We start from the raw sequence: 22,059 nt of genomic DNA, 5'->3' as shown, positions 1-22,059 counted from the left end.
TTTTTTTGGGGTGTTTCAACCCTCTTTTTGTTGCCCCCCCCCCTGGGTCGCGGGGGGTTCCCCCGGTGCCCCCCCGCGCCGTACAGGAGTGAAAGGCCGCGCTCACGCGGTCGTCCGCCACAAGAAGGCGGCAGTGCCCCGGGCCGGATCCGATCCGGCGCCCTCGCGGCACGATGCCGGGGCTGAAGTGCATCTGACCCTGCGGTCCGCGGGCTGGTCAGACCTTCTGTAACTCGCTGCTGGCACACAGCACTGGAGCGATCAGCAGGCCTATCCGGCCCACCGTCCACCTGCCGCCGGTCAACGCCCCAGGCGGAGCCTCATCCACGATCCGGCCGACCTTGCCGACCGCACGCGGATCATCAGCACAGGACACGATGAGCACCTTGTCGCCAGCCTTGAACGCCATCGAAACCCTTCCCGAGCCGGAATGCCCAGCTCAGAACCCAGACGGGGCCGGTAGTCCGGTCCCCCTCAAACCCGCCCGTACGGCCGCCGTGCAAAAAACGGAGCCGGACGGACGGAGGAGGCAACCGGCCGCAGCAAGTGCTGCGCGGGTGACCTGACTCCGCGAATCACCGGATAGCCCGGTGCGCTGACACAGCGGCGGATCAGGCAGACGCGACGGGCACAGCCACCGGGCTGGTCAAGCACGGCAGCGCCCAGAGTCTTCGGCGGTGCACTTCAACCTCCCGAAGCGATGGGATGGGAGCTGTTACTCAGACCTCCTTCGCGTGGTGCCGCTGACCCTGGGGAGGTCTGGATCCCGGGGCGCGTTGCGGCGTCAATGTCGGTCCACGCGGTTCTTTAGAGCCGATGGCGTGTCCCCCGTCTGGGGTGTGGGGCCCGGTTGTGACGCGGGTCCGGTCTCGGTCGGCTGGTCTCCACTCGCCTCGGCCGGCGTCGTCACGACCGTGGTACTGCGGTGGATCACGCTGTGGAGTTGTTGAGCACCGCTTCTGAGCAGCCCAAAGAAGACCCCTCAGATGCGGCTGAGAACCGCAATCGACCTCGCATCGATGCAGTACCTCTATTACAGGTACTGCACCGCATCGCGTCAAGCCTGACGGCGAACTCTCTGGTTCTCGCGCCTAGGACTTCTTGGCGCACCATCAGAATCGCTGCAGGTGAGGGGCGTTGTGCACCCCGCTCGTGGACACCTCGGGGTCATCTCGCTACGGTCAGGAAGTCCCTAGACGTCCCACCGGGGGTTGAGATGTCCAATGAGCGCTTACGGTCTGCTCTCTTGGCGCAGGGCATGACCGTGCACGACCTGGCCGAAGTAATCGAGGTCAACCCGAAGACGGTTGAGCGCTGGATCACGCAGGGGAAAGTTCCTTATCGGCGGCACCAGTACGCGACGGCGTCCGCGCTCAAAGTCGAAGTGACAACCTTGTGGGAAGACTCCCGCACGGTGGACAGCGCGACCGACCTGAGCAAGGCGGAGATCGTGACGGTCTACCCGCATCGGCACATGGTGCCCGCCGGCATGTGGCGAGAGATCTACGGGCGGGCCCAGTCGCACATCGACGTTCTCGTCTACTCCGGCCTGTGGCTCTCGGAAGACCCCCTCTTCCATGACCTACTGAAGGCCAAAGTTCGGGGAAACGCCCAGGTGCGGATCCTGCTCGGAGATCCCGACTGTGCAGCCGTCAATCAGCGCGGCATAGATGAGGGGCACCAGATCATGGACGGCAAGATTCGCAACGCCCTGATGAACTACCGCCCGCTGTTCAAGAGCCATCCAGACATCGGCTTCCGACTCCACGACGCGACGCTCTACAACTCGCTGTTCCGTGCCGACGAGGAGATGCTCGTGAACACGCATGTCTACGGCATCGGCGCGTACATGGCACCCGTCCTGCACCTCCGACGGTTGCCTGGCGGCGGCCTCTTCGACACGTACGCGAATAGCATCGAACAAACCTGGGGAGGCGCGCGCCAGGTGACGGATCACGACCTCAGGGGAGCTTGAACATGGGACGCATTGACTACCTTCACGACCCGGATGCTCCGCCGGCCAACTCGGTGGTGCCGTCCGTTGTGGCGTTCGTGCAGAACGACGCAGGCGAGGTGCTGGTCATCCAGCGGTCCGACAACGGTCGCTGGGCGCTCCCTGGTGGCGGCCACGACGTCGGCGAGTCGATCAGCGACACGGTCGTGCGCGAGGTGTGGGAAGAGACCGGAATCAAGGCCGAAGTCGTCGACATTTCCGGGATCTACACCGACCCGGGGCACGTGATGCTGTACGACGACGGCGAGGCGCGGCAGCAGTTCAGCATCTGCTTCCGTGCCCGGCCCATCGGCGGGGACGTGCGTACGAGCAACGAGACGACGCAGGTCCGCTGGGTTGCCCCGGCGGACCTGGCAGGACTCGACATCCACCCCACGATGCGACTCCGTATCGAGCACGCCATGGACCGGACGCGCACGGTTCCCTACATCGGCTGACGCTTCACCGCGGCGACCCGTTCGAGCACTCGGGCGGTACAGGCCAGGATCTCCGGTTCGGCGCGCCGGATGAACATGCCGATCAAGCTGTCGGGCCCGTACCGCCCTGCGATTTCGTTGACGCGGTCGACGGGATTCGTCGGGGTCCCGTCCGGCGTCGTGTTCATGTCGCAGAAGCAGAGCGCGTCGGCGAGCTCCGCGTGCTCCCGCGGGAACTCGGATTCCAGCTCCTCGCGCAGTCCCCGGGCCTCAGCTTCCATCCAGGCGCAGGAGTGGTGGGCTACGAGACGGATCACGCGAAGGTCGGCATCGGCGACGTCCCGCAGGTACCGGGCACCGTCGAGCGGATGGAACCCGGTCTTGGCGAGGTCGGGGGAGTAGCCGATGTCATGGAGCACCGCCGCAGCCTCCAGCAGCTCGGCGTCATCGCCCAGGATCGGCGCGATGATCTGAGCACGCTCGGCGACCCCTAGCGAGTGCGCCCACCGCCGCGGCAGCGGCTCGGCGAGCAACGACTCCGCGAGCGGATAGGCCCAGTCGGTCAGTCCAGTGCTGCTCACGCTACGAACGCCCCTCTCGGTCCGGCAGGGCCAGTACGACTCGCTGCTTTCCTTGCTGGCTCGCCGATAGCAGGCCGGCAGCTTCAAGCTTGTCGAGCGCTTTGGCCACCGTTGGCCGAGCGACACCGAAGCGCGTAGCCAGGGCGCTTGTGCTGGGGAACTTGTCTCCCACGTTGAGGTTCTCCGAACGAATCACTTCAGCGACCAGCTCGGCCAACGGCCGGCGGTCCCGTTCCTGCCCCGGACGAATGACGCGCCACCGACCTCCCGGCACCCGCTCGGCACGCCCCTCCTTCTCGAGCACGCCAAAGACGCGCAGCGCGACCCCTCGTGAGACGCCATGTTTGCGCGTCAGCTCTGCGGCTGAGGGCAGCTCGGCCATTTCTGGGTTGGCGTCGATCTCCGCCCTTACCACGTCGGCGATCTTGAGGAAGGTTCCGCGAGGGCTGGCCTCCTGTGACACGCGCGCTCCCTTCTCGTGCTCGTAGTCACGCACAAGCGTGCCATGGCGCCAGTTCGCGCCGGGTGTGAGGCGCACTTGGTCCGAGAGCTGGGGCGGTACAACCTTCCCTGCCAACCCCAAGGCACCTGCCGCGCACGACGCGGCGCGTGCGGCCCGTCGCCCGGGCCGCCGGCCGCACGCCTGACAGCTTGGGTTGATGGGCGATGAACCGCGACGCGGCCGAGGCGGTACGCGAGTGCGGCTCAAGGCGATGGCTCCGGCGGGGCGCTCTGGCTCCGGGATGGAGGGGGGCCGTACGCGGGTGCCGACTGGTGGGTGCTGAGGCGGAGAACTCCCATCCCGCCTGCCATCGACCCAGGACAAGCCGAGCAGCCACGGCACCGGGCGTCAAGGTCGTTCGTACGACAGTGGTGCGCTCCACCTGGACGCCCGGCGCCGCGCCTGCCCCACACAAGTGTGGGCCGACGGCAGACGGGATGGGAGTTAGGGGTGGGTGGTGGGCTAGGCAGTGGAACGCTCGAAGGCATCCCCAGCGACCAAGTGACTGCCACGGGGTAACGGCGTCACCTACAGCCACGCCGCCCCATGAGACAGCCGGACCTTCCATTACTACTTAAGACCGTGTGCCGCCGCGATGTACGGTCGCTGAGCGAGGAGGGTTTCCAGTCTGCTGTCGGGCCACAGTTCGATGTAGGGCGCGTTGCCCTCCGAGTTGTGCCGTTCCACCCAGGACACTGCGTCAGCGGTGAAACGGCCGCTAGTGGCGATGACAATGCCTCGCACGAGCGGAGGTCCCCACAGCTTGCCCGCCGTCGCGGTCTCGTTGACGGCAGGTGCGTTGACCGAACGGCTGCGCCAGTGCTTCGCTTGAACGATGACGCGTTCGGTACGAACACCGCCGGAACCGTCGCGAAGCACGCGGTCCATGGAAAGATCACGCCCTCTGTCAGGGGCGCGAGTTTGCATCAACCACTCTACGTTCTGATGCTCAGGAATGTCCCGCAGCAGGTCGTAGAGGAGCCGTTCGAACCCGTCGTCGTCGAGCCGATCCCACGGCAGAGCCAACGTGGCCGCCCCTGTGAGGCTGCCGGAGGCAGCATGTCCAAGGTCGATGTCTGGGACGGGCAGCGGATCACTGTCGCCTACAGCCTTGGCTTCGATGCCGGCACGTACGGCAGGCCAATCGAGTTCGACGATGTCGTGCCAATCGTGGCCCTGGCTAAAGCGCATGTGCCGATGCAGATCCCACCATCGATCGAGGCTTTCGGCGTCTTCACCCAGAAGCCTTGCGATCTCCCCAATCGCCGCCTCGACCTTTCTGGTCTGTTCGTTCTCCAGGCGCTCCAACGAGTCTCGCGCCGCCCCTCCCAGTGCGCGTGGCAGTACAGCGTCGACTAGCGCGACGAGTTGTTCCAATCGGCCTCGTGCCGCACGTCGGCGGGCTCGGTCCAGGCGGTATCGGTAGGCGGCAAGGTCCGCTTCGGGCTTGTCCCCAGCAGCATGCACATCGGTAGGGGGCTCGCCAATGTCGAGGTAGTCGATGAAGGCTTGCCCCATGTCCTCTATGTCCGGGAGAGGGTCAGTGATGGTCCAGCCGTCAATCGGCGGGAGCCCGGGAAGTAGATCGGCCCAAGCCGCCTTTAGGCCGTCGTACTGGACGTCCGAGCCGAGCTGCGGTCCGGTTGGGATGAACGGCTTGGCTTGCTCCCAAACTTTCTCCAGCTTCCTCAAGTTGGCCGCCGTGCGGTCCATGGCGCGAAGCAGTTCTTCGAGGTCCATGCGCACAGATTGGCACTGTCAGTGAGGCTGTGGAGGGCTTCTCCCATGACGACTCTGGCTGACGATGCCGAGGAGTCGACCCTCGCCAAGCTCAGCATGGACGATGACCGTCTCGTCGGGGCACCATCTACAGCTCGCCGGAACCTTGCTCCGAAAGCCGCTCGTGCTTACTCAACTGCCTCGAACTCATCCTTCCCTCCATCCGTCGTGCCGCGATCGCTTGGCGGGAGCCGAGACTCCTCGTGACGGACTGCGTTGGCATTGCGGTGTCCCTGCTGCCCTACTGTCCGGTCGGTCTCTGAACAGCAGAAACAGCAAGGACACCTCCGCGGAAACTTGTCCGGGCTGTCTTGCTACTTCCTGAAGATCCAATCTGGGGGTCGATAGAAGGTCCGATCGCCGAGCGAAGCACCCCTCTGCGCATGAGTGCGGTTTTTGAACGCTTCAAGGTTTCGGGCAGCCCCGTCGCCACCGCTGACCTCTTCCATGATCTCACGGAACGCATCTGCCACGACTGGAGAAAAAGCACTTACCGCCTTTACGCACGCTTCCATCAGCAGAAGCGACAGCGAATCCAGCGCATGTCCCCGAGCAGTATGAATGGCCTTCTCGCTCTGTGAATCTTGCTGGATATTTTGAAGGATTTCACGCGCCCCCGCTTGCCTAACTCTTGCATGCGTGTGAGCAAATTCTCCCAAGGCTCGATTAAGGGCCGACAGGCGTCGATACCCGGCTGAATTAATCCAGTCCTTTGGGGTCGTCGCGGGAGATCCTTCGAGTTTTTCCGCACGATCCCGCTTCCCTGCCCAAACACTAAGACGAGCACACTGCTCAAGAAGCGACCGTAGGAGCGCCATTGCCCTATCGTCGTCTTCCAACCAGAGCCAGTATGCACTGCGTAGCGCTGAGGAACAGACTGCGGCGGCATTTCCCAACGGCTCACCCTTCGCCCACACTGAGATCAAGCCGGCCATCTCCGCGGCCATGATGTACTGAAACTCACGTACATCGATATTGGCAGGGTTAAAGGCATCACCGAGCTGCTCTTTCTCCTGCTCTAGAGCCCAGCCAGCCCAATGTGCAGCGCGCGCTCGGCGCTCGTAGAAGAGGAGGTGGGAAAACTCATCGTCTCGGTAAAGGCGACCGGCAGGCCGCTGGCCCTGCATGACGAGCTCATAAGCACGTCCTGCATTCTTAAGTCCTTCTACGATCCTTTGGTGCAGTCCAGCGTTTGGCTTCAGTGGTACGAGCGCCTGAAGCATCGGCGGGGTCCGTCCGGCAGGCATGCGCTCGACAGTGGATAGCAAGTCTCGATTTAGCCCAGGATCCTTGCTTCCCGTCGCCAAGCAGACGCGAATCTGACGCAAGTTTAGGATCATCACCTCAGAGAGCATGCTGGCAGCTTCCCAAATATCCACGCCGTCCGAATTCAAGAGGTCGCCAGCCTCCCACTGTACGACTTCAGCTACCGAGTCCCGCCCATGAAGGAGGTCCGACATTAGAACCCAAAGCACTCCAGGATGCGAGTGATAGCCGTCACCTATGATTACGTACGGACCGCTTGCGCATTGCTCGCGTGCCTCATCATCCCAGTCCCCAGAATCCCCGGTCTCTTGCTGATCAGGCCGTGCGATTTTTTCCGCGTAAGGCCCGACCGAATAGAACTTTGCCCATGCTCGGGCGGCAAAGTCCCCGAAGTTCTCTCCCTCCTCATGGACAACTCCGCAATTGAACGCAACGTTCTCAGTCCACCGCTCAAACTGGGATCTAAGGATCGCTGCGGCACCAACAAACTGACCACTAAATAGAAGGCGGGTAGCGGCGTAGAAACTGTCACTCCCCCAAGCCAGGTTTTCCAGCCATGAATCACCAACCGCCGCTGGCGGTCGATTCCTGGATGCCCCGAGCTTGCGCAGAGCGATATCCACTACTGCCGATGAGGCAATAACCGACATTATCGGTTCCACGACCCCAGGAGGGATCCTAGGGATGTTCGTCATACGTGCATTGTGGCGGGCGATGAGCGCCTCTATGACGTGACCCCTGTCCTTGGTCGCCATCTTTTCGTAATCATCGATCGATGAGCCTCGGGATGGCCCTTTCCGCTGGCCGCGGGATGCTGGACCTGCTGCCTTCTGTGCACGTTCCCCTCTGGACGCCGCTTCCGCCCTCAGTGCAGCTCGGCGTCGACTTGCTCGCCCCATGCCCGCCCCAATCCGCCCCAATTCCCTTGTATCGACCCATCATGCCGCTCAACAAGATCACTCGCCCGACATTTTGTTTCGCCAAGGCGATCATGTCCGTGGGGAGAGCGCCTTGTGGTCGCCAGCCTCACCGATTCCAGCCGCCGACGGAACGCGGCCTACTCGTAGACTGTCGAGCCCAAGCAGGCAGCGTCGATCATTCTGATCTGCTGAGACGCATGAGACGCATGAGACGCAGGGGGCCTCCGGAGCCGTGTTCTTTCACGCCGAGCGGAGCGTGGTGCGCCCAGCTCCGCATGCCCGTGACGGCAGTCGTTGACGGCAACGTGGGCGCACAATGGCTGATCCTGTAGGTCAAAGGCAGCTCGGGGAGCCACGGGCGGGTGGCCCTATCGCACCCTGTCGAACGAGGCGGACGAACTTACAAAGCAGATGTCGGCGGTTCGAAACCGTCCGCGCCCACGCTTGTGACCAGGTGACTGGTCGATGAAGGCCCAGGTCAGAGCACATGCTCGGCCTGGGCCTTCCCCGTTTCACTACACCCTGACTACGGTCTGAAATACGCCCTAGCCCAGTCTCACTACGGAGCCCCGGCCCCTTAAAAATCCCCTAACGGATCATGAGGGAATCAGCAGGTGAGGCCCGTATACAGCGGCGACCCCCCTCATTGGATGAGACCTTGTCAGCCCTGCCCCGTAGCCTTGATCGCATGACAGGGCCGGGGCGGTCTGCGGACCAGATCAACCAAGAGATTCGGGCCCTGTGGGCGGGCTACTGGCCCGGGTGTGGGCAAAGCTCCACCGCGTGGTGCTCGACGAGCTCGGTGCCCGCGGCGAGCTGGACTGGTCCCGCTGCGCGATCGACTCGGTGAACATGCGGGCCCTGAAAAGGGGGACCTGACAGGTCCGAATCCTGTCGACCGGGGCAAGTACGGCTCGAAGATCCACCTGATCACCGAACGGACCGGTCTGCCCATATCCGTCGGAATCTCGGGCGCAAACCTGCACGACAGCCAAGCCCTGATCCCTTTGGTCAAGGGCATACCGCAGATCCGCTCCCGCCGCGGACGCAGGCGGCGCAAGCCGGGAAAGCTTCACGGCGACAAAGGCTACGACTACCCTCACCTGCGGCGATGGTTACGCAAGCGGGGCATCCCCCACCGCATCGCACGCAAAGGCATCGAGTCCTCACAGCGGCTGGACCGGCACCGCTGGACCATCGAACGCACCATGTCCTGGCTCGCTGGCTGCCGGCGCCTTCGTCGACGCTACGAACGCATAGCCGACCATTTCCTCGCCTTCACCAGCATTGCCTGCACCCTCATCTGCTACCGCAGACTCACCAAATGAGATGACGTCTTAGGACGAGACGGACACCTGCTACGCCGCACGGGTCAGGTCCGTCTTCACTCGTCGGGGCATCCGCGTCTGAGCCACGGTCGGGGGCATCTGCCGCTCGACTGGCCGAAGTCAAGGCGGGGGAGGGGAAGGGATCATGGAGTACTGCCCCTTGTGCGACTTAAGCGCTTGCTCAGCCTATGTCAGTCGAAGTTGCTCATCGGTCACCCGGTCTGTCCAGAGTCCGAGTCTGTGATCCAGCGCCCTTCGGCGGAGTCGTGCACGTACGCCGGCCTCCCCCTGGTCCCGCTCGTGCGGAACGGCTTCCCGCCGTCCGTGATCCACACCGTCCCCGTACGGCCCCCGGCGCTCCACTCCAGCTCCAGGTACCAGCGGCAGTCGCAGCCCGCCGTCCGCGCGGAGACCAGCAGCTCCTCGGGGTCGGAGGAGGTGACCTTGTACGGGAAGGAGACGGCCGGGATCTTCCGGACCTCGGCGCCGGAGGCGTCAAGGCCGTCGACGGGCCTCGCGAGCGGGCGCGGCCGGTCGAGGTCCACGGCGAAGTGGCGCGGGGTGACGGCGCCGCCACAGCCGTTGTCCATCCGGTACGCGTTCCACGGCAGCGGCGCGGCGCGGTCGACCACGCGCACGTGCAGGGCATGGAGGACGACGGCGTCGGACGGCGACCGGCCCTGGACCGTGATCCGCACCAGCGCCTCCCCGCCGTGCACGGCACCGTGCGTCCCGGCCCACGCCCCGGAGTCGGCCGCGACCGGCGGCGGGGCGACCGCGCGGGGGGCCCGGTCCACGAGGTAGGTGTGCCCGCAGCCGCCCTCCCAGAGCTGGGAACCGATGCTCCAGGTGAAGGGGAGGGGGGCCGCAGTCCGCCCCGGAGCGGTGGAAGCGGGAGCGGGGGCGGAAGCCGTACGGGTGGGGTGGCCGAGCAGGGCGGCGGCGAGGGCGAGCACGACGAGGGCGACGGCGACGGCGACGAGGAGGGGAGCGGGGGCGCCACGACGGGGGCGGGCGCGGGGCGCCTCCGGCGCGGACGGATCCGCGGCGGACGGGTCCGGCGCGGTCGGGTCCGGGGCGGGGCCGGGGCCCGGTTCCGGCGCGGACGGTTCCGGGTTCGATTCCGGCGCGGCCGACACGGCCGGCACAGGCGTGGGCGCGGGCGAGGCCGCTCGGCGGCGGGCGCGGTCCGCCTCCGTCCAGGCCGCCTCCAGGGCCCGCCGTTCCTCCTCGTCCGCCCCGCACAGCAGGGCGAGGCGGTCGACCACGGCGAACTCCTCCGGGACGGTCGCGCCCGAGCAGTAGCGGTGGAGGGTGGACGCGCTGACGCTCAGCCGCCGGCCCAGCGCCTCGTAACTCCTTCTGTCCCGCGCCTTCAGCGCGCGCACGAGCCCCGCGAACTCCTCGACGGCGGCGTCCTTCGGCATTCCATCCCCCTCGACCCTGCGTCCCATCCTTCACGTCCTTGCACGTCAGCGGGGGTGGAATGGTTCCGGGACGGCTGGTGGGCGCGTGATCGTTGCAGCCGGCGGGTGCCGGCCCCACGCTGGTTGAGCACTGACCGAACGAACGACCCGACGGGGGATCCACCACCATGAACAAGCTCCGCACCGCACTCGCCACCGCAGCCGCTGTCGCACTGGGCCTCGCGGCCCTCGCCACAGCCCCGGCGCAGGCCGCTGCCCAGCCCGCCTTCCTCGCCGCCTCCCAGATGCCGCCGTCGTCGACGCCGTGGACCGCCACCCAGGTCTTCACCGGCGTCCCGGAGAACGGCGGCGTCCTCTGCGCCCCGTACAAGATCCCGGCGCAGAACACCCGCTACCGCGAGTTCAGCACCGAGCTCGACACCAACGGCGTCCAGGTCACCACCGTCGCCCGTACCGAGGCCGACGCCGTGAAGCTGGTCGACACCCTCCGCGGGGCCCTCGCCGGCTGCGGCCCCCTGCTGGAGCAGCAGAATCCGGGCCTGCAGGCCGTCAGCGCCTCCCACGGCAAGCTCGCCGTCGAGGAGGGCGCCTGGGTCTACAGCCTGGACACCGCCGACCCGCAGATCGGCATCTCCGACATCCACCTGTTCTCCGTCGGCCGCGACGGTCGCACCGTCACCCTCGTCCGCTGGGGCCAGATGGGTGACCTCGAGGACGCCCCGCTGACCGCCTTCCGCACCACGACGAAGACCGCCGTCAACAAGCTCCACTGACCCGGGGGCTCTCCCGAGGGCTGACCACAGCTCGACAGCGGCGCGGCCGGAACCCGGGCGCGCCGCTGTCGTGCCCACCTGCTCCGTCGGCGGCGACCACTTCCTGGCCTTCACCAGCATCGCCTGCACCCTCATCTGCTAACGCAGACTCGCCAAATGAGATGGTCTCTTAGACAGCCACCATGGGGCGACAACGTCGTGCTTTCGCGGGCAGGTCCACCGACTGCCCGACGCGCCGGAAGCTTACGGGGCCATGATCTCTCGCCCCATGGCAGCTCACGCCCAAAGCCGCACCGTCGACCTCGCAGCTACAGAACGGCGCGGCCCCAGTGAACTCCGTCGGAGAATGCAACGATTCCCTGACAACACCGAGATGCGCACAGTAGCTTGGAGAAATGACGCTAGGGAGTGAGAGTCTGCAAAGCTGGCTGGCTACCGTAATGGATCCCGCGAAACTCAATAGAGAAGTCGGCTTGCCGGATCTAAAGTTCCCAACGGGTGAGATTTTCGATGAATTCATCCAAGGGATCAGGCAGCGCAGCGACGAGGAGGTAATAGCAGTCCTGGATCGATTGCTACTTCCGAACACATGCCTCATTCAGCATGACAAATTGTTCTGGCTTGCCAACTACGACCCCAAGCTGGAAACCATTGCGGCGGATTCCGAGGAGGAACGGGAAAGAAGGATCTCGTTCCTCAAGGGGCCACGCTACGCCAGCACGCGACAGCGATTCCTGCTGGAGAATGATCGAATCTTCCCGTGGGAAGGCCTCACCTGGGTGAGGAAACTGCTTCCGGACAGACCCGCCCTTGCGATTCAGGCGCTGGAAGCCTACCTGATCGCCAATTTCTGGAACCTACCAGACGACCTGATTCACGGCCTCTCCGACGCGCAGGCCGTTATTCGCGCAAATTACATCGGATTCCCTGAAGAGTTCGAGGAGCGGCGGGAGCTGTTTTATGGCATCACCCCACGTGAATTCGAATTCCTGGCTGTGCGACTGTATCAGTCCATGGGATACGAGGCGGAGGCAACACCGGCATCCGGGGACGGTGGCAAGGACGGAATCTGCCACTTGCGTCATCCAGGACGCAGCGAAAAGGTTCTTCTCGAGATGAAGCGACACAAGGATCCTATTGGTCCGTCAGTGGTGCGAGAATTGCATGGGACGGTATCACTGGAGCATGCGAACAGAGGTGTCTTAATCGCTTCCTCCACATTCACGAGCGACGCGCATGAGATAGCGGACCAATCCCTGGTAGAGCTGATCAACGGCCAACGGCTTTGCGTCATGCTGAACGAACACCTTGGATATACATGGCCCGCTCGCCTCGAATACCTCATACGCGACACCGGCACGTCTCACTCATAATTCAGTGCACCGAGCAGCGCTGCCTCAATATGCGAGTGTTTGATCCGCGCTTCATCACCGAACAACGGAGAGCCGTGGTCTACGGGAGGCAACCGTATGTGCACCACCGCGCCCGCCTTCTTGAGCGATGACCACCAAGCCGAAGATCAGGTCGCTGAGGTCCACGGGCCGCAGGTTAAGATCGCGCGCGACTTCTGCCAGCGGGGTGCCTTCCGCGCGGAGAGCGGCGAAGACTTTACCCAGCACCTGGGAGGTCTCCCGGGTGAGTGTGCTTTGGGGCTCTGCCCTCCGGTAGCCCATGCGACTGAGCTCGACGCAGTGCGTGCGGTACTGCCATTCAGTGGTGAGGTTGAGTTCGTGTAGTCGGTGGGCGAGTGCAATGGCAGCGACTCTCCAGCGTCGCTTCGCCTGCAGGATCCAGCCGGTGCTCGGGTTACGAGGGGCGTGTGCCAGAACGTCTGCGGCCGGCATGAGTAGGGCTGCGGCGAAGCGGTGTGCTTCCCCTTCGGCTTGGGGCCCGTGCGGTACCTGCTCCTCGCCATGCAGAACCAAGTGCCCAGCTCGTGTGCGACGTCGAAGCGTCCCCGCTCGGCGGTCTTTTCTGTGTTCAACAGCACGAACGGGATACCGCGGTCCCAGAAGGAGAACGCGTCCACTTCTGGGCAGTCCCGCGACAGCGAGAACGCGCGTATGCCGTGCGCCTCGAGCAGATGAACCATGTTGGGGATCGGGGCAACGCCCAATCCCCAACGGGTGCGGACAAGTTCGGCCGCGCGCTCGGCAGGGCAGTTCTCGACACCGGCCTCGCCTGGGAAAACTGGCTCGTCATCGCTGCCGAGTCGGCTGAACGACGTCAGGGACGGGAGGTCTGGCGCTGGCAGCTTGAAGCGAGTTCCGATCCAGTCCTGCAGGATCCGGGCGAGGCGACCGTTGCTGAGGGCGATGTCCCGTTGTGAGGCCGTCATCTTGCTCAGAGCTCTGAAGCTGACCGACTCCACGGACAGATCGGCGACTTCTTCGGCGACAAAGAAGGACTCCGGGAACGCCAGCGTCTCAGCGAGGGTGGCCAGAGAGGCCGGGGGTGGGTAGGCCCGGCCGTTCTCGTAGTCGGACAGCCGGCGGGCGGTGAGTCCGACCATCTGGGCGAGACGGGTGACGGTGAGCCCGCGGCGCTTGCGCGCCAGCACGAGCCGAGATGCGGTGGTCATGGGAGTGCCAATGGGCCGATGCTCCTGTCTACGCCCCGCTCCGGCCCGGCCGCCGGCCGCACGCCGAACGGCGAAGGGTTGACGAGGGACAAACCCGCTGTGGCTGGGGCGGTCGACTCCGCGGCTTTAGGCAGCCACCATGGGGCGAGCCTCGAAGATCGGGGGCCCACATCGGGCTTTTGCGGGCAGGTCCAGAGACTGCCCGAGTCGCGAGAAGCTTACGGGCCCCCGATCTCTCGCCCCATGGCAGCTCCAGCCCAAAGCCGCTCCCGCCGACCTCGATGTCACCCGGCTTCGGCGTTCACCGCAATCAGTCGCCCGAGATACCCCAAAAGTAGATCTCCTGCGGCGCTCCCTCAACGTCGTGCAGCACAATGCACCGTGCCCCCCACCGCTCGCAAGGTAGGTCGATAGGTTCAGGCATATCAGTCCGCCTGGGCTTCCGTGAGCCGAAGAGCTGCAACGCTTCGTCCTCGGTCACTGGCAGCAATGTGCCGGCATCCGCCTTCTCCTTTGCCCCGACGAGGCGAACGATGTCCAGGATGGAGTGCGTCCCGCTCTCTTGGACGTCCTCGTTCTCCCAGAGCTCTTCCTCAGTGCTCGGCCACGGCTCGCCCTCATCCTCCCCTACCCAGTAGTAGTCGTGGCTCTCGAAGACCTCGCGCCGCAAGCCTGCGAACGCCCGCCCAAGATCCTTCTGGTACGGCACTGAGTAATCCCACCCTGATGCGCCCATGCTGTCGCGCCCCTCCCAATCTCGGATCGGGCGGACGCTAGCAGCCCACCCTGACGGCCCATTCAGCAGGGCTCAGAGGCCGCATGCCGAACATGCAACCCACGGTGACTCGCGCCACAACGGTTTTGCGAACAGCAGTGGAGTACAGCAACCACAGTGACCCTAGCCAAACCCCAACGCACCCGCGGAGCCGAGCGGCCAGCCCAGAGATCCAGCGGCTATCCCGTCCGGAGTTCGCAGAGGAGGTAGGCCGTGCCCGATCCGTGCCCGTTGAGGCGGTGAACCGACCTCGATGAGCTCCTGGCGCGCTACGTCGCTGCGCTCGAGGCTCACGAGATCCCACGACCGTACTGAATGCCAAGACCTTAGCTTGGGAATCACCGCGCTTCTACAACCTCTCTCAGCCCCTGACCAGGCACTACGGGTGCTGGAGTCACCTCTGGGGGAACGCTCCAGCCCCCGCCGTTGACCGCGGCGAGCAGGAGACCGGCCGTTTCCCGGGCGCCAGCGATGTCGTCTCGGTCGCATGCTGCAACAACTTCAGCGACTTCGCCGCGGATGATGGAGAGTGAGTCGCCCTGGATCAGGACACCGGGGAACCGGCGGGGTGGCAGGCGGACTACGGCATTGTTCCCGCCGTCCGTGAACAGCTCAGCTTCGAGCCGTTCCATACAGCCATCCAAGCTGACATCACCAGTTGACATCAACGGCGGCGGACGCGAGCAGCGTTGGGCGATCGCGGGCAGCGCGGAAGCACGAAGCCAGAGGCTCTACGTGGCCCATACGGTCGAACTTACAAAGCAGATGTCGGCGGTTCGAAACCGTCCGCGCCCACCAACACAGATATGCGACAAAGGCCCAGGTCATCCGGTCGTTTCCGGAAGCCTGGGCCTTGTTCGTTCCTTCGCCGCGGAGGCGAACGCTGGGCGTCGTGCCAGTTACGTGCCAGATGCCTACGGGACAGCCCTTAGGCTCACGACGCAGATCACGAGAACGGTCATGTCTCCTCCGTAGTGTCAGACAGTCGTGCGTGCACGCGAAAGGAGCCTGCGCCACCTCTTCGATGGGCGCGGCGACGGGGTAGTCGGGGGTTCCACGGATTCCTTGCTCGGCGGAAGCGGCCCAGCTGCCTGGCGGGGCGGCTGTTGGGGGCTGATGTCGGCGGACCGCCGCGGAGTGAAGGCGACCGGGAGGGCGGAAGGGCGGGAGGTCATCCAGTCGGTCGTAATGCGGATCTCGGAGTTCGGCACCGCCAGGTGTATGTCCGGCAGCAACTCGAAGAGCACCTCGATGCCGGTGTCGGCAATGGCGCGGCCGATATCGCCACCAGGGCACGCGTGCGGCCCGCTGCCCAGCGCAAGGTGCGCGCGGTTGCCGGACATCGAGACGGTGAGGTCCGGGCGCTGTTCGGGGTCGACATGGGCTGCAGCAATGCCCATGAGGAGCATGTCGCCCTTCTTGATTTGCTGTCCCGCCAGCGTGTGATCGGCGAGGGCCCATCGGCCGGGGAGCACGTTGAGGCTGGGGTTGTCCCACATCACCTGGTCGAGTGCCTCCGGCAGCGTCAGGGTGCCGCCGGAGAGCCTGCCGCGGAAGCCTTCGTCGGTCAGTATCAATCGCAGTGTTTGGGTGAGCAGGTTCACCGTGTTCTGGTGTGCGGCGACGAGGATCAGCCGCAGATGTTCGACTACCTCCGTGCGGTCGAGCGCGGAATCGTGAGCGAGGAGGCGGGTTGCCAGGTCCATTTCACCGGGCGAGCTTGCCTTGTGCGCGACCAAGTCCTCAAGCACCCGGGTCACGAGGCGGTTGCTGGCCGGGGCGGTTTCGCTGCCCCGGATCAAGTCGAGCGTCGGTTCGACGAGCAGAGGACCCTTATCCGGGCTCATGCCGATAATCCGGCTGGCCACCAGCATGGGCAGGCGCTCGACAAAGTCGCCGACGAGGTCTGCCCTTCCAGATTCAGCGAAACGCGCGACGAGCTGGTGGGTGAAGTACTTGACGTACCGTCGCATACCGTGCCGACTGATTGCGTCGAGACTGTCCACCACCGCACTTCGTAGTCGCGCGTGCTCTGCACCGTCAACGAAAGCGCACATCGGCTGCCAGCCGACCATGGGAACGAGGGGGGAGTCAGCCGCGACGCGCCCCTCTTGGAAGGCGATCCAATGACGCGAGTCTCGGGCGTACAGCCTGGGGGTCCGCATAACGTCGAGATTCTCGCGGTACCCGAGCACCAGCCAGGCGGGGATGTCACCATGCAGCAGCACGGGCGCCACCGCGCCGTAGCGGCGACGCAGGTCCTCATACGTTCCTGAGGGGTCGGTGATCTCCGCGAGGCGCTGGAGGCCGCTCCGCTCGACGTGAGCCGGGCAGCCGGGCGGTGGCACGGCCCCGTCAGGGATCGCTGTGGGGTGGTGGGGGGTCACGTCGGTCGCCTCCGGAGATGGCGAGTGCGCCCGTCACGAAGGCCGGACAGGGCACTCCTGATCGTCATTGCCTGCCGCCTGCGGCAGCTCTGAGCATCCGTTTCATGGGGCGCATGTTCGGAAGCCCAGCGCAGCATATCCCTGTCGGTTCCTGTCCGGATATGACATCAAGCCACCGGGCATGTACGGCCGTTGGCGTTCTGAAGCGCAAGCGTGACCGGTGCGCGCATGAGTCAGTCAGGCGCGGGTCCCCGGGACTCAAAGCTTAGGTCGCAGGCGTGACGTGCGATGAGTCTGACCCGTCCCTCGGTTGAGAACTGTGCGGGTGATCCACACGCACCTACGATCCCCCTGGCGTGGCCTGGCCTCGACGCGGGGCGATATCCAGGCACGGGTCGGCCGGCAGCACGTCTCCCGCAGACGGTCGCTGAGTCCGAGCCTCATGCCTCGTCACCGCCCCATCTGCCGGTCTGCGGCCGGATTCCGAGGGGGAAACGAGGTTACCCATCGCTGGCGCAGACGAAGATTCGCATTGATGATGGCGCACCAGAAGAGCCGCAGGTGGAGCAGTTGCAGGGACGGCCTCATCAGGGAGGCCCCGTCGGCTTCGGTTCAACCGGGCACACGCTCATCACCGCATGCCAGCCGCAAGGCCATACGCCGGCTTCTGATCGTCTAGGAGAGAACGTCTGTGTCACTCACTGCCATACCCGTCGCCAAGGGTGGCGTGCCGGGCCTCGGCCACCTACCGCGGTTGCTCCGTAATCCCCTGGGGGCCCTGAGGTCCCTCCACACCGAGGGGCCAGTCCTCCGCCTTCAGGTCGCCAACATGCCGGTAGTCCTGGTAACCAGCCCCGAGGCCGTTCACGAGGTGCTGGTCAACGGCAAGTCCTTCAACAAGGGCCGCATGTTCGAACGGGTTCGCTCATTCTCCGGCAACGGACTGGCCAGCTCGGACGGCGCCTATCACCGGCGGCAGCGGCGGCTGATCCAGCCCATGTTCTACAAGGAGCGCCTAGCCGGATATGCCGAGACGATAGGCAATCAGGCACGCGCGCTCGCTGACTCCTGGAGCGACGGGCAGGTCATCGACGCTCATCAGGCGATGGGCTCCTACGCCATCGAAGTCTTGACGAAGACGCTCTTCGGTACCGACATCGGTGGTCCGGCAATCAGGGCCGTCCAAGAGGATGTTCCCCTCCTCAACAGCTACCTGCTACGCAGAGCGTTCGCCCCGGAGTCGTTGGACAGGCTTCCGATCTGGAAGGCCTTCGACCAGGCCTCAGCACGGATGCGTTCTGTATTCGACGATGCCATCGCGGCTACCCGGGCGTCCGAGCCAGAAACCCGTGGCGACCTGCTTTCACTGCTGCTTTCCGCACGTGATGAGACTGGCGCCGGTTTGACCGACCAGGAGGTGCGCGATGAGCTGACCACGATGCTCTTCGCCGGGTCTGAAACGGTCGTGTCGACCCTCTCCTGGACGCTGTACCACCTCGGCCAACACCCGGAGGTGGAACAGGAGCTGCTGACCGAGATTCATGACGTGATCGGCGACCGCCAGATCACCTTCGCCGACGTTCCCCGCCTGCCGAGCATCGGCCGCGTCCTGGACGAGGTCATTCGTCTCCATGGCGTCGTCGCCACGATGCGACGTACCACCGAGGACGTCACCATCGGCGGCTACACCATCCCAGCGGATACGGAGGTCCTCCTCAGCCTCTATGCACTCCACCGGCGTCCCGACCTGTACCCGAATCCGGACCGCTTCGACCCCACCCGCTGGCTGCCGGAACAGGTCGCAGCGCGACCACGTCAGCATGTCATTCCTCTTGGCGCCGGAGCCCACAAGTGCATCGGTGACAAGTTTGCATGGATGGAGGCCACGATCACCCTGGCGACGATCCTGCCCCGGTGGCAACTCCGCTCGGTAGCCGACAGCAAGCCCCCGAAGGAGGCGGTCGCCGCCGTGGCACACCCCATACGAGTCCCCATGGTGATCCAACAACGTCAGATAGGTGCGCAGTCAATGACCACGTGACTGACCCGGATACCGTCCAAAGCCGCCCCCATCGGATCTTCCGACGGGGGCGGCGTGCTGTCGCAGCACACACAGCCCCCGGTCTAGTCCTCTGAGTCGTGAATTCTATTCATATGTGTAGGGTTGCGGGGTGGCGCGTACTGGGCGGCCGAAGGCCGAGTTGATCCTGTCGGACGAGGAACGGGCTGCGCTGGAGGGGTGGGTGCGGCGTCGTTCCACGCCCGCAGGCGTGGGCTCTGCGGTGCCGGATCATCCTGGCGTGCGCGAGCGGGGCGTCGAACAAGGACGTGGCTGCCCAGCTCGGTTCGACACCGCATGCGGTAGGCCGGTGGCGAGCGCGGTTCGTCGAGCATCGGATGTGAACACGACGAAGGTCCAGGTCTCCGGCAGCAAGCCGAGAGCCTGGGCCTTGTTCGTTCCTCAGCCTTGCCGTGTGGGAACGGGCAGACGGACCATACCGTCATGACGCGGCGACCTATGCGGGAAGAGGTCATGTGGACCGGGCAGCTGGGCAAGAAGCCAGCCGAACTGCGCCGGGCCGGCGACCGAAGTGTCCTCACCATCGGGCACCGGCAGGCGACCATCCGTTCCGAGACCCGGATCTGGCATCTCAGCGGCGTTCGCCCTCGGATCATCATCGAGCATGCCGATGAGCCGTCCTTCATCTACCGGTACCGGCTGAGCTGGGTCGGAATCTACGCGCTCTTCCGCGAGGCGAGCTACGACGAGTGGAGTGCCTTGGCCGACGACCCCGGCCTGGAGCTCGTAGACCACCTCGGCGGATACACCGACTGGCGGACCCCCGGGGATCCGATCCCGCCAAAGCCGCGCGCTTATCGCTCGGCGCGGCGGTGGCGCCGCCGTTATGGCCAGCCCGTGAGCAACCGTTCGCGCCGGTTGTGAAGCGGAAACGTTCCGGTGGTGGTCTCCTGCCGGTGCCGACACACTGACAGTCGCATGACGCGGAGGTCGGCGAACTCCGGGACGCGGCAGGCGTTCTGGTGCGGACAGGGGCGTGGGCAGCGACGACGCTCCTCCCCGGCGAGGGGTCGCTGGCTTGCGAAGCCGATCGGTAGAGGCAGGCGGTTCGTGCAGCTTCCCGAGCTGCGGGCTCAGGCCGCCGGAGTGGGGGGTAGGTTGCGAGGATGCCGACTGAGTCCACACCTACCTGCCCCCTGTGCGGTGACGTGTCGGAGGTCGGCGCGATGGCGCTCTGCCGTCGCGAAGAGGACGAACGTCGAACCTGCCGTTAGGTGTGGGGCTGTTCCAACCGGCACGTCTGGTGGAGTGGGCCGATCGCCCGACTTCCGCGCTGGAGCCCTGCCCCTATCCGGATCTGATGGGCGGCTGACATCCGCGTCTGACTTCGGCGACAGCGGACTTCAGCGACTCAGAGCCATCCGGAGCGACCGCCGCGCTGGGAGCTCACCCCGACGCGAACCGTCGGCGGTTGGAAGCGGTCCGCGCCCACCATCGGGATGCCCAACACGGGTCCAGGCGACCGGTACTGAACCGGACGCCTGAGCCCTGCTCTCGTGCCGCAGTGGCAGGGCAGAGGCGTCGTACCAGTCACGTGCCGGATGCTTCGCCGGATTCTCCCTGCGTGGCCTTCTTGATCTGCTCGTCAATTCGCGGGGCAACGGCGTCCGGTGAGCCGCCAGACGCTCCCGCCGATGCCCCGCTCGGGGATCTGCCAGATTCCGGCTTTCCGGATTCTCAGCCAGAAGACAGCTACTCCACAGTATTCGTTTGGCTGTCCCGGGAGAAACCTCAAATCTGGGAATTCTGTGCGCCCCCTGTGCGGCCCCACCTGCGGGAATTCAATCCGAACCTCAAATCTTGAGTTTTCCCACGCGAATTGACTATCGCCTCCGACGCCCGGTGATAGTGTTCCCGACCAGTCAAGCAAGGCAGAACTTCCTGACTGGGCAGGCTCATTGAATGTCCGTCAGGATCGCGCGACTGGAATTCGGCGCTCGCTGTCCGGTGCGCGACGTCCCAACTGGTCGAAAGCTTCACGCCATTCAAAGGAGCTGTCATGCGTTCTGTTTTCCGCGACGCGAGAGCGACGTCGTCCGAGTCGAAAGGGTCCACGCGCGACCGGCGCCTCCTGGGTCGGGCCGGAAAGGCGGCCGCCGCAGGCGCCGGAGCGCTGATCCTGCTGGCCGCCTCGCCGTACAGCGCCTCCGCTGCTTCGTCCCCCGACGTCGACCTGCGCGCGGTGGTCCTGATGAAGCGGCAGGGTGTCAGCTACGACACCGGCGTCAAGTACGGCGCCTACATCAACACGTCCGACGTGACCAGCGACAACGAGGCGATAACGCTGACCGGGACACCGGTGACAACCACCGGCGACGTGGTCTGGACCGGGGCGTCGAAACTGGAGAACAACACCGACTACGACCAGACGCTTACCACCCAGGCGTTCGCTCTTCAGGCCGCGGACACCCTGAGCACCAGCTCGACCAAGACCGTCAGCTACGCCAACAAGAGCTCGGTCAGCTTCGGACTGGGTGAAGCGCTCAAGATCGGTGTCGCGAACGAGTTCACCTACACCTGGGGCTCCTCGGACACCACCACCAACACCAGCAGCACCACGCAGATCTACACCGCGAGTGCGCAGAGCATCAAGGTGCCGGCGCACACCACCTACTGGGTGAGCGCGGGACTCCAGAAGATGACCACCACCGGGAAAGTGAACCTCTACGCCCAGCTCGGTGGGACCTATACGTGCCCGATCGTGAACCGCGGCTACGCCTGCCCGAGCTACAAGACCGACTATTCGCTGTACAACACCTTCAACGGCAAGTACACGGGCACCGACGTGTCCAGCCTCGGCTTCACTCCGAACAGCGTGACCAAGAAGGTCGACTTCAACGGCACGGGCACCTACTCCGCGACCTATGGCTCGTACTTCACGATCAAGGTCTCGACCAGCGCCCCCTCGACCTCCACCTCATCGAGGAACCTGAAGAGCCTCAACAGCGCCAGTGCCGGGAAGGCGGACACCGTCTACACCTACCGGGTCGCCGCGAAGGGCCGCGCGGGCGCCAAGCTCCACTGACACGCCCGGACGGCCCCCGCCGGGAGTGGGCGCAGCAGCCGCGCAACGAGTCGCTGTAGCCGGTCCAAGGCGTAGTCCATAGGCGTGGTGACACGCGAGAGGGTGCCCTCCCCCCCCCCCGGGGGGGGCCCCACCAAAACCACAACGGTGGTCGTATCGGTCGAGTCCCCCGGGGGGGGCCAAGGGATAGCGGGGAACCAGGCCC

General features: G+C 65.2%; 18 protein-coding genes and 3 pseudogenes. 10 read left to right on the top strand and 11 right to left on the bottom strand.

What is annotated here, in order from left to right; genetic code table 11:
- Nucleotides 1-217: 217 nt before the first annotated feature.
- Nucleotides 218-409 (bottom strand): hypothetical protein, encoded by a 192-nt coding sequence (locus ACFWI9_RS03035; protein WP_387158666.1) that lies wholly within the window; start codon nucleotides 407-409, stop codon nucleotides 218-220.
- A gap of 807 nt (nucleotides 410-1,216) precedes the next feature.
- On the opposite strand from ACFWI9_RS03035, the gene ACFWI9_RS03030 reads away from it, so the two are divergent.
- Complete coding sequence (locus tag ACFWI9_RS03030; RefSeq protein ID WP_387158665.1) at nucleotides 1,217-1,975, top strand: helix-turn-helix domain-containing protein; 759 nt, start codon at nucleotides 1,217-1,219, stop codon at nucleotides 1,973-1,975.
- A 2-nt stretch (nucleotides 1,976-1,977) separates the two neighbouring features.
- On the top strand, nucleotides 1,978-2,451 hold the full coding sequence (locus ACFWI9_RS03025; protein ID WP_387158664.1) for an NUDIX hydrolase: 474 nt from the start codon (nucleotides 1,978-1,980) through the stop codon (nucleotides 2,449-2,451).
- On the opposite strand, the gene ACFWI9_RS03020 is transcribed toward ACFWI9_RS03025, so the two are convergent.
- The 4 genes from ACFWI9_RS03020 to ACFWI9_RS03005 all read right to left on the bottom strand — a co-directional run bounded on the left by ACFWI9_RS03020 (nucleotide 2,439) and on the right by ACFWI9_RS03005 (nucleotide 7,253).
- Nucleotides 2,439-3,011 (bottom strand): HD domain-containing protein, encoded by a 573-nt coding sequence (locus tag ACFWI9_RS03020; protein ID WP_387158662.1) that lies wholly within the window; start codon nucleotides 3,009-3,011, stop codon nucleotides 2,439-2,441. The genes ACFWI9_RS03025 and ACFWI9_RS03020 overlap by 13 nt on opposite strands.
- 1 nt (nucleotide 3,012) lies before the next feature.
- On the bottom strand, nucleotides 3,013-3,474 hold the full coding sequence (locus ACFWI9_RS03015; RefSeq protein WP_387158660.1) for a GntR family transcriptional regulator: 462 nt from the start codon (nucleotides 3,472-3,474) through the stop codon (nucleotides 3,013-3,015).
- Nucleotides 3,475-4,083: 609 nt separating this feature from the next.
- Nucleotides 4,084-5,253: a restriction endonuclease gene (locus tag ACFWI9_RS03010; RefSeq protein WP_387158659.1), complete on the bottom strand. Its 1,170-nt coding sequence runs from the start codon at nucleotides 5,251-5,253 to the stop codon at nucleotides 4,084-4,086.
- Nucleotides 5,254-5,606: 353 nt separating this feature from the next.
- Nucleotides 5,607-7,253: a hypothetical protein gene (locus ACFWI9_RS03005; protein ID WP_387158657.1), complete on the bottom strand. Its 1,647-nt coding sequence runs from the start codon at nucleotides 7,251-7,253 to the stop codon at nucleotides 5,607-5,609.
- Nucleotides 7,254-8,234: 981 nt separating this feature from the next.
- On the opposite strand from ACFWI9_RS03005, the pseudogene ACFWI9_RS03000 reads away from it, so the two are divergent.
- A pseudogene (locus ACFWI9_RS03000) lies at nucleotides 8,235-8,806 on the top strand (IS5 family transposase); the annotation flags it as partial.
- A 212-nt stretch (nucleotides 8,807-9,018) separates the two neighbouring features.
- Here the strand turns inward: ACFWI9_RS03000 and ACFWI9_RS02995 are convergent.
- On the bottom strand, nucleotides 9,019-10,233 hold the full coding sequence (locus ACFWI9_RS02995; protein WP_387158710.1) for a helix-turn-helix domain-containing protein: 1,215 nt from the start codon (nucleotides 10,231-10,233) through the stop codon (nucleotides 9,019-9,021).
- A gap of 167 nt (nucleotides 10,234-10,400) precedes the next feature.
- Between ACFWI9_RS02995 and ACFWI9_RS02990 the strand changes: the two genes are divergently transcribed.
- Complete coding sequence (locus ACFWI9_RS02990) at nucleotides 10,401-11,006, top strand: hypothetical protein (RefSeq protein ID WP_387158655.1); 606 nt, start codon at nucleotides 10,401-10,403, stop codon at nucleotides 11,004-11,006.
- Between the two features lie 395 nt (nucleotides 11,007-11,401).
- Nucleotides 11,402-12,379, top strand: coding sequence for a restriction endonuclease (locus ACFWI9_RS02985; RefSeq protein WP_387158653.1), 978 nt, complete (start codon nucleotides 11,402-11,404; stop codon nucleotides 12,377-12,379).
- Nucleotides 12,380-12,433: 54 nt separating this feature from the next.
- Here the strand turns inward: ACFWI9_RS02985 and ACFWI9_RS02980 are convergent.
- Nucleotides 12,434-13,023: pseudogene (locus tag ACFWI9_RS02980) on the bottom strand (ImmA/IrrE family metallo-endopeptidase); the annotation flags it as partial.
- A 51-nt stretch (nucleotides 13,024-13,074) separates the two neighbouring features.
- On the opposite strand from ACFWI9_RS02980, the gene ACFWI9_RS02975 reads away from it, so the two are divergent.
- A complete protein-coding gene (locus tag ACFWI9_RS02975; protein WP_387158716.1) occupies nucleotides 13,075-13,335 on the top strand; it encodes a hypothetical protein in 261 nt (86 codons plus the stop codon).
- A gap of 138 nt (nucleotides 13,336-13,473) precedes the next feature.
- On the opposite strand, the pseudogene ACFWI9_RS02970 reads toward ACFWI9_RS02975, so the two are convergent.
- From ACFWI9_RS02970 to ACFWI9_RS02955, 4 genes and pseudogenes are all read right to left on the bottom strand, one after another.
- A pseudogene (locus ACFWI9_RS02970) lies at nucleotides 13,474-13,518 on the bottom strand (hypothetical protein); the annotation flags it as partial.
- Between the two features lie 379 nt (nucleotides 13,519-13,897).
- Nucleotides 13,898-14,296 (bottom strand): hypothetical protein, encoded by a 399-nt coding sequence (locus ACFWI9_RS02965; RefSeq protein ID WP_387158651.1) that lies wholly within the window; start codon nucleotides 14,294-14,296, stop codon nucleotides 13,898-13,900.
- 404 nt (nucleotides 14,297-14,700) lie between these two features.
- Nucleotides 14,701-14,994 carry a DUF6959 family protein gene (locus ACFWI9_RS02960; protein ID WP_387158650.1) on the bottom strand — a complete coding sequence of 98 codons (294 nt, stop codon included), beginning with the start codon at nucleotides 14,992-14,994 and terminating at the stop codon, nucleotides 14,701-14,703.
- Nucleotides 14,995-15,339: 345 nt separating this feature from the next.
- Nucleotides 15,340-16,749 (bottom strand): cytochrome P450, encoded by a 1,410-nt coding sequence (locus tag ACFWI9_RS02955; protein ID WP_387158648.1) that lies wholly within the window; start codon nucleotides 16,747-16,749, stop codon nucleotides 15,340-15,342.
- Between the two features lie 691 nt (nucleotides 16,750-17,440).
- On the opposite strand from ACFWI9_RS02955, the gene ACFWI9_RS02950 reads away from it, so the two are divergent.
- The 4 genes from ACFWI9_RS02950 (at nucleotide 17,441) to ACFWI9_RS02935 (ending at nucleotide 21,854) form a co-directional block, all read left to right on the top strand.
- Nucleotides 17,441-18,790, top strand: coding sequence for a cytochrome P450 (locus tag ACFWI9_RS02950; protein ID WP_387158645.1), 1,350 nt, complete (start codon nucleotides 17,441-17,443; stop codon nucleotides 18,788-18,790).
- A gap of 287 nt (nucleotides 18,791-19,077) precedes the next feature.
- The gene (locus tag ACFWI9_RS02945) at nucleotides 19,078-19,152 is read left to right on the top strand and encodes a hypothetical protein (RefSeq protein ID WP_387158708.1); all 75 of its coding nucleotides are present in this window, start codon (nucleotides 19,078-19,080) and stop codon (nucleotides 19,150-19,152) included.
- A gap of 100 nt (nucleotides 19,153-19,252) precedes the next feature.
- Nucleotides 19,253-19,693, top strand: a complete 441-nt coding sequence (locus ACFWI9_RS02940) for a hypothetical protein (protein ID WP_387158644.1) — start codon at nucleotides 19,253-19,255, stop codon at nucleotides 19,691-19,693.
- 1,135 nt (nucleotides 19,694-20,828) lie between these two features.
- Nucleotides 20,829-21,854: an ETX/MTX2 family pore-forming toxin gene (locus ACFWI9_RS02935; RefSeq protein WP_387158642.1), complete on the top strand. Its 1,026-nt coding sequence runs from the start codon at nucleotides 20,829-20,831 to the stop codon at nucleotides 21,852-21,854.
- Nucleotides 21,855-22,059 lie beyond the last annotated feature (205 nt).

This window comes from Streptomyces sp. NPDC127084 (assembly GCF_042724175.1).
Classification (GTDB): domain Bacteria; phylum Actinomycetota; class Actinomycetes; order Streptomycetales; family Streptomycetaceae; genus Streptomyces.
Note: the sequence above shows the minus strand (reverse complement) of the source record. Positions and strands in the feature narration are given on the sequence as shown.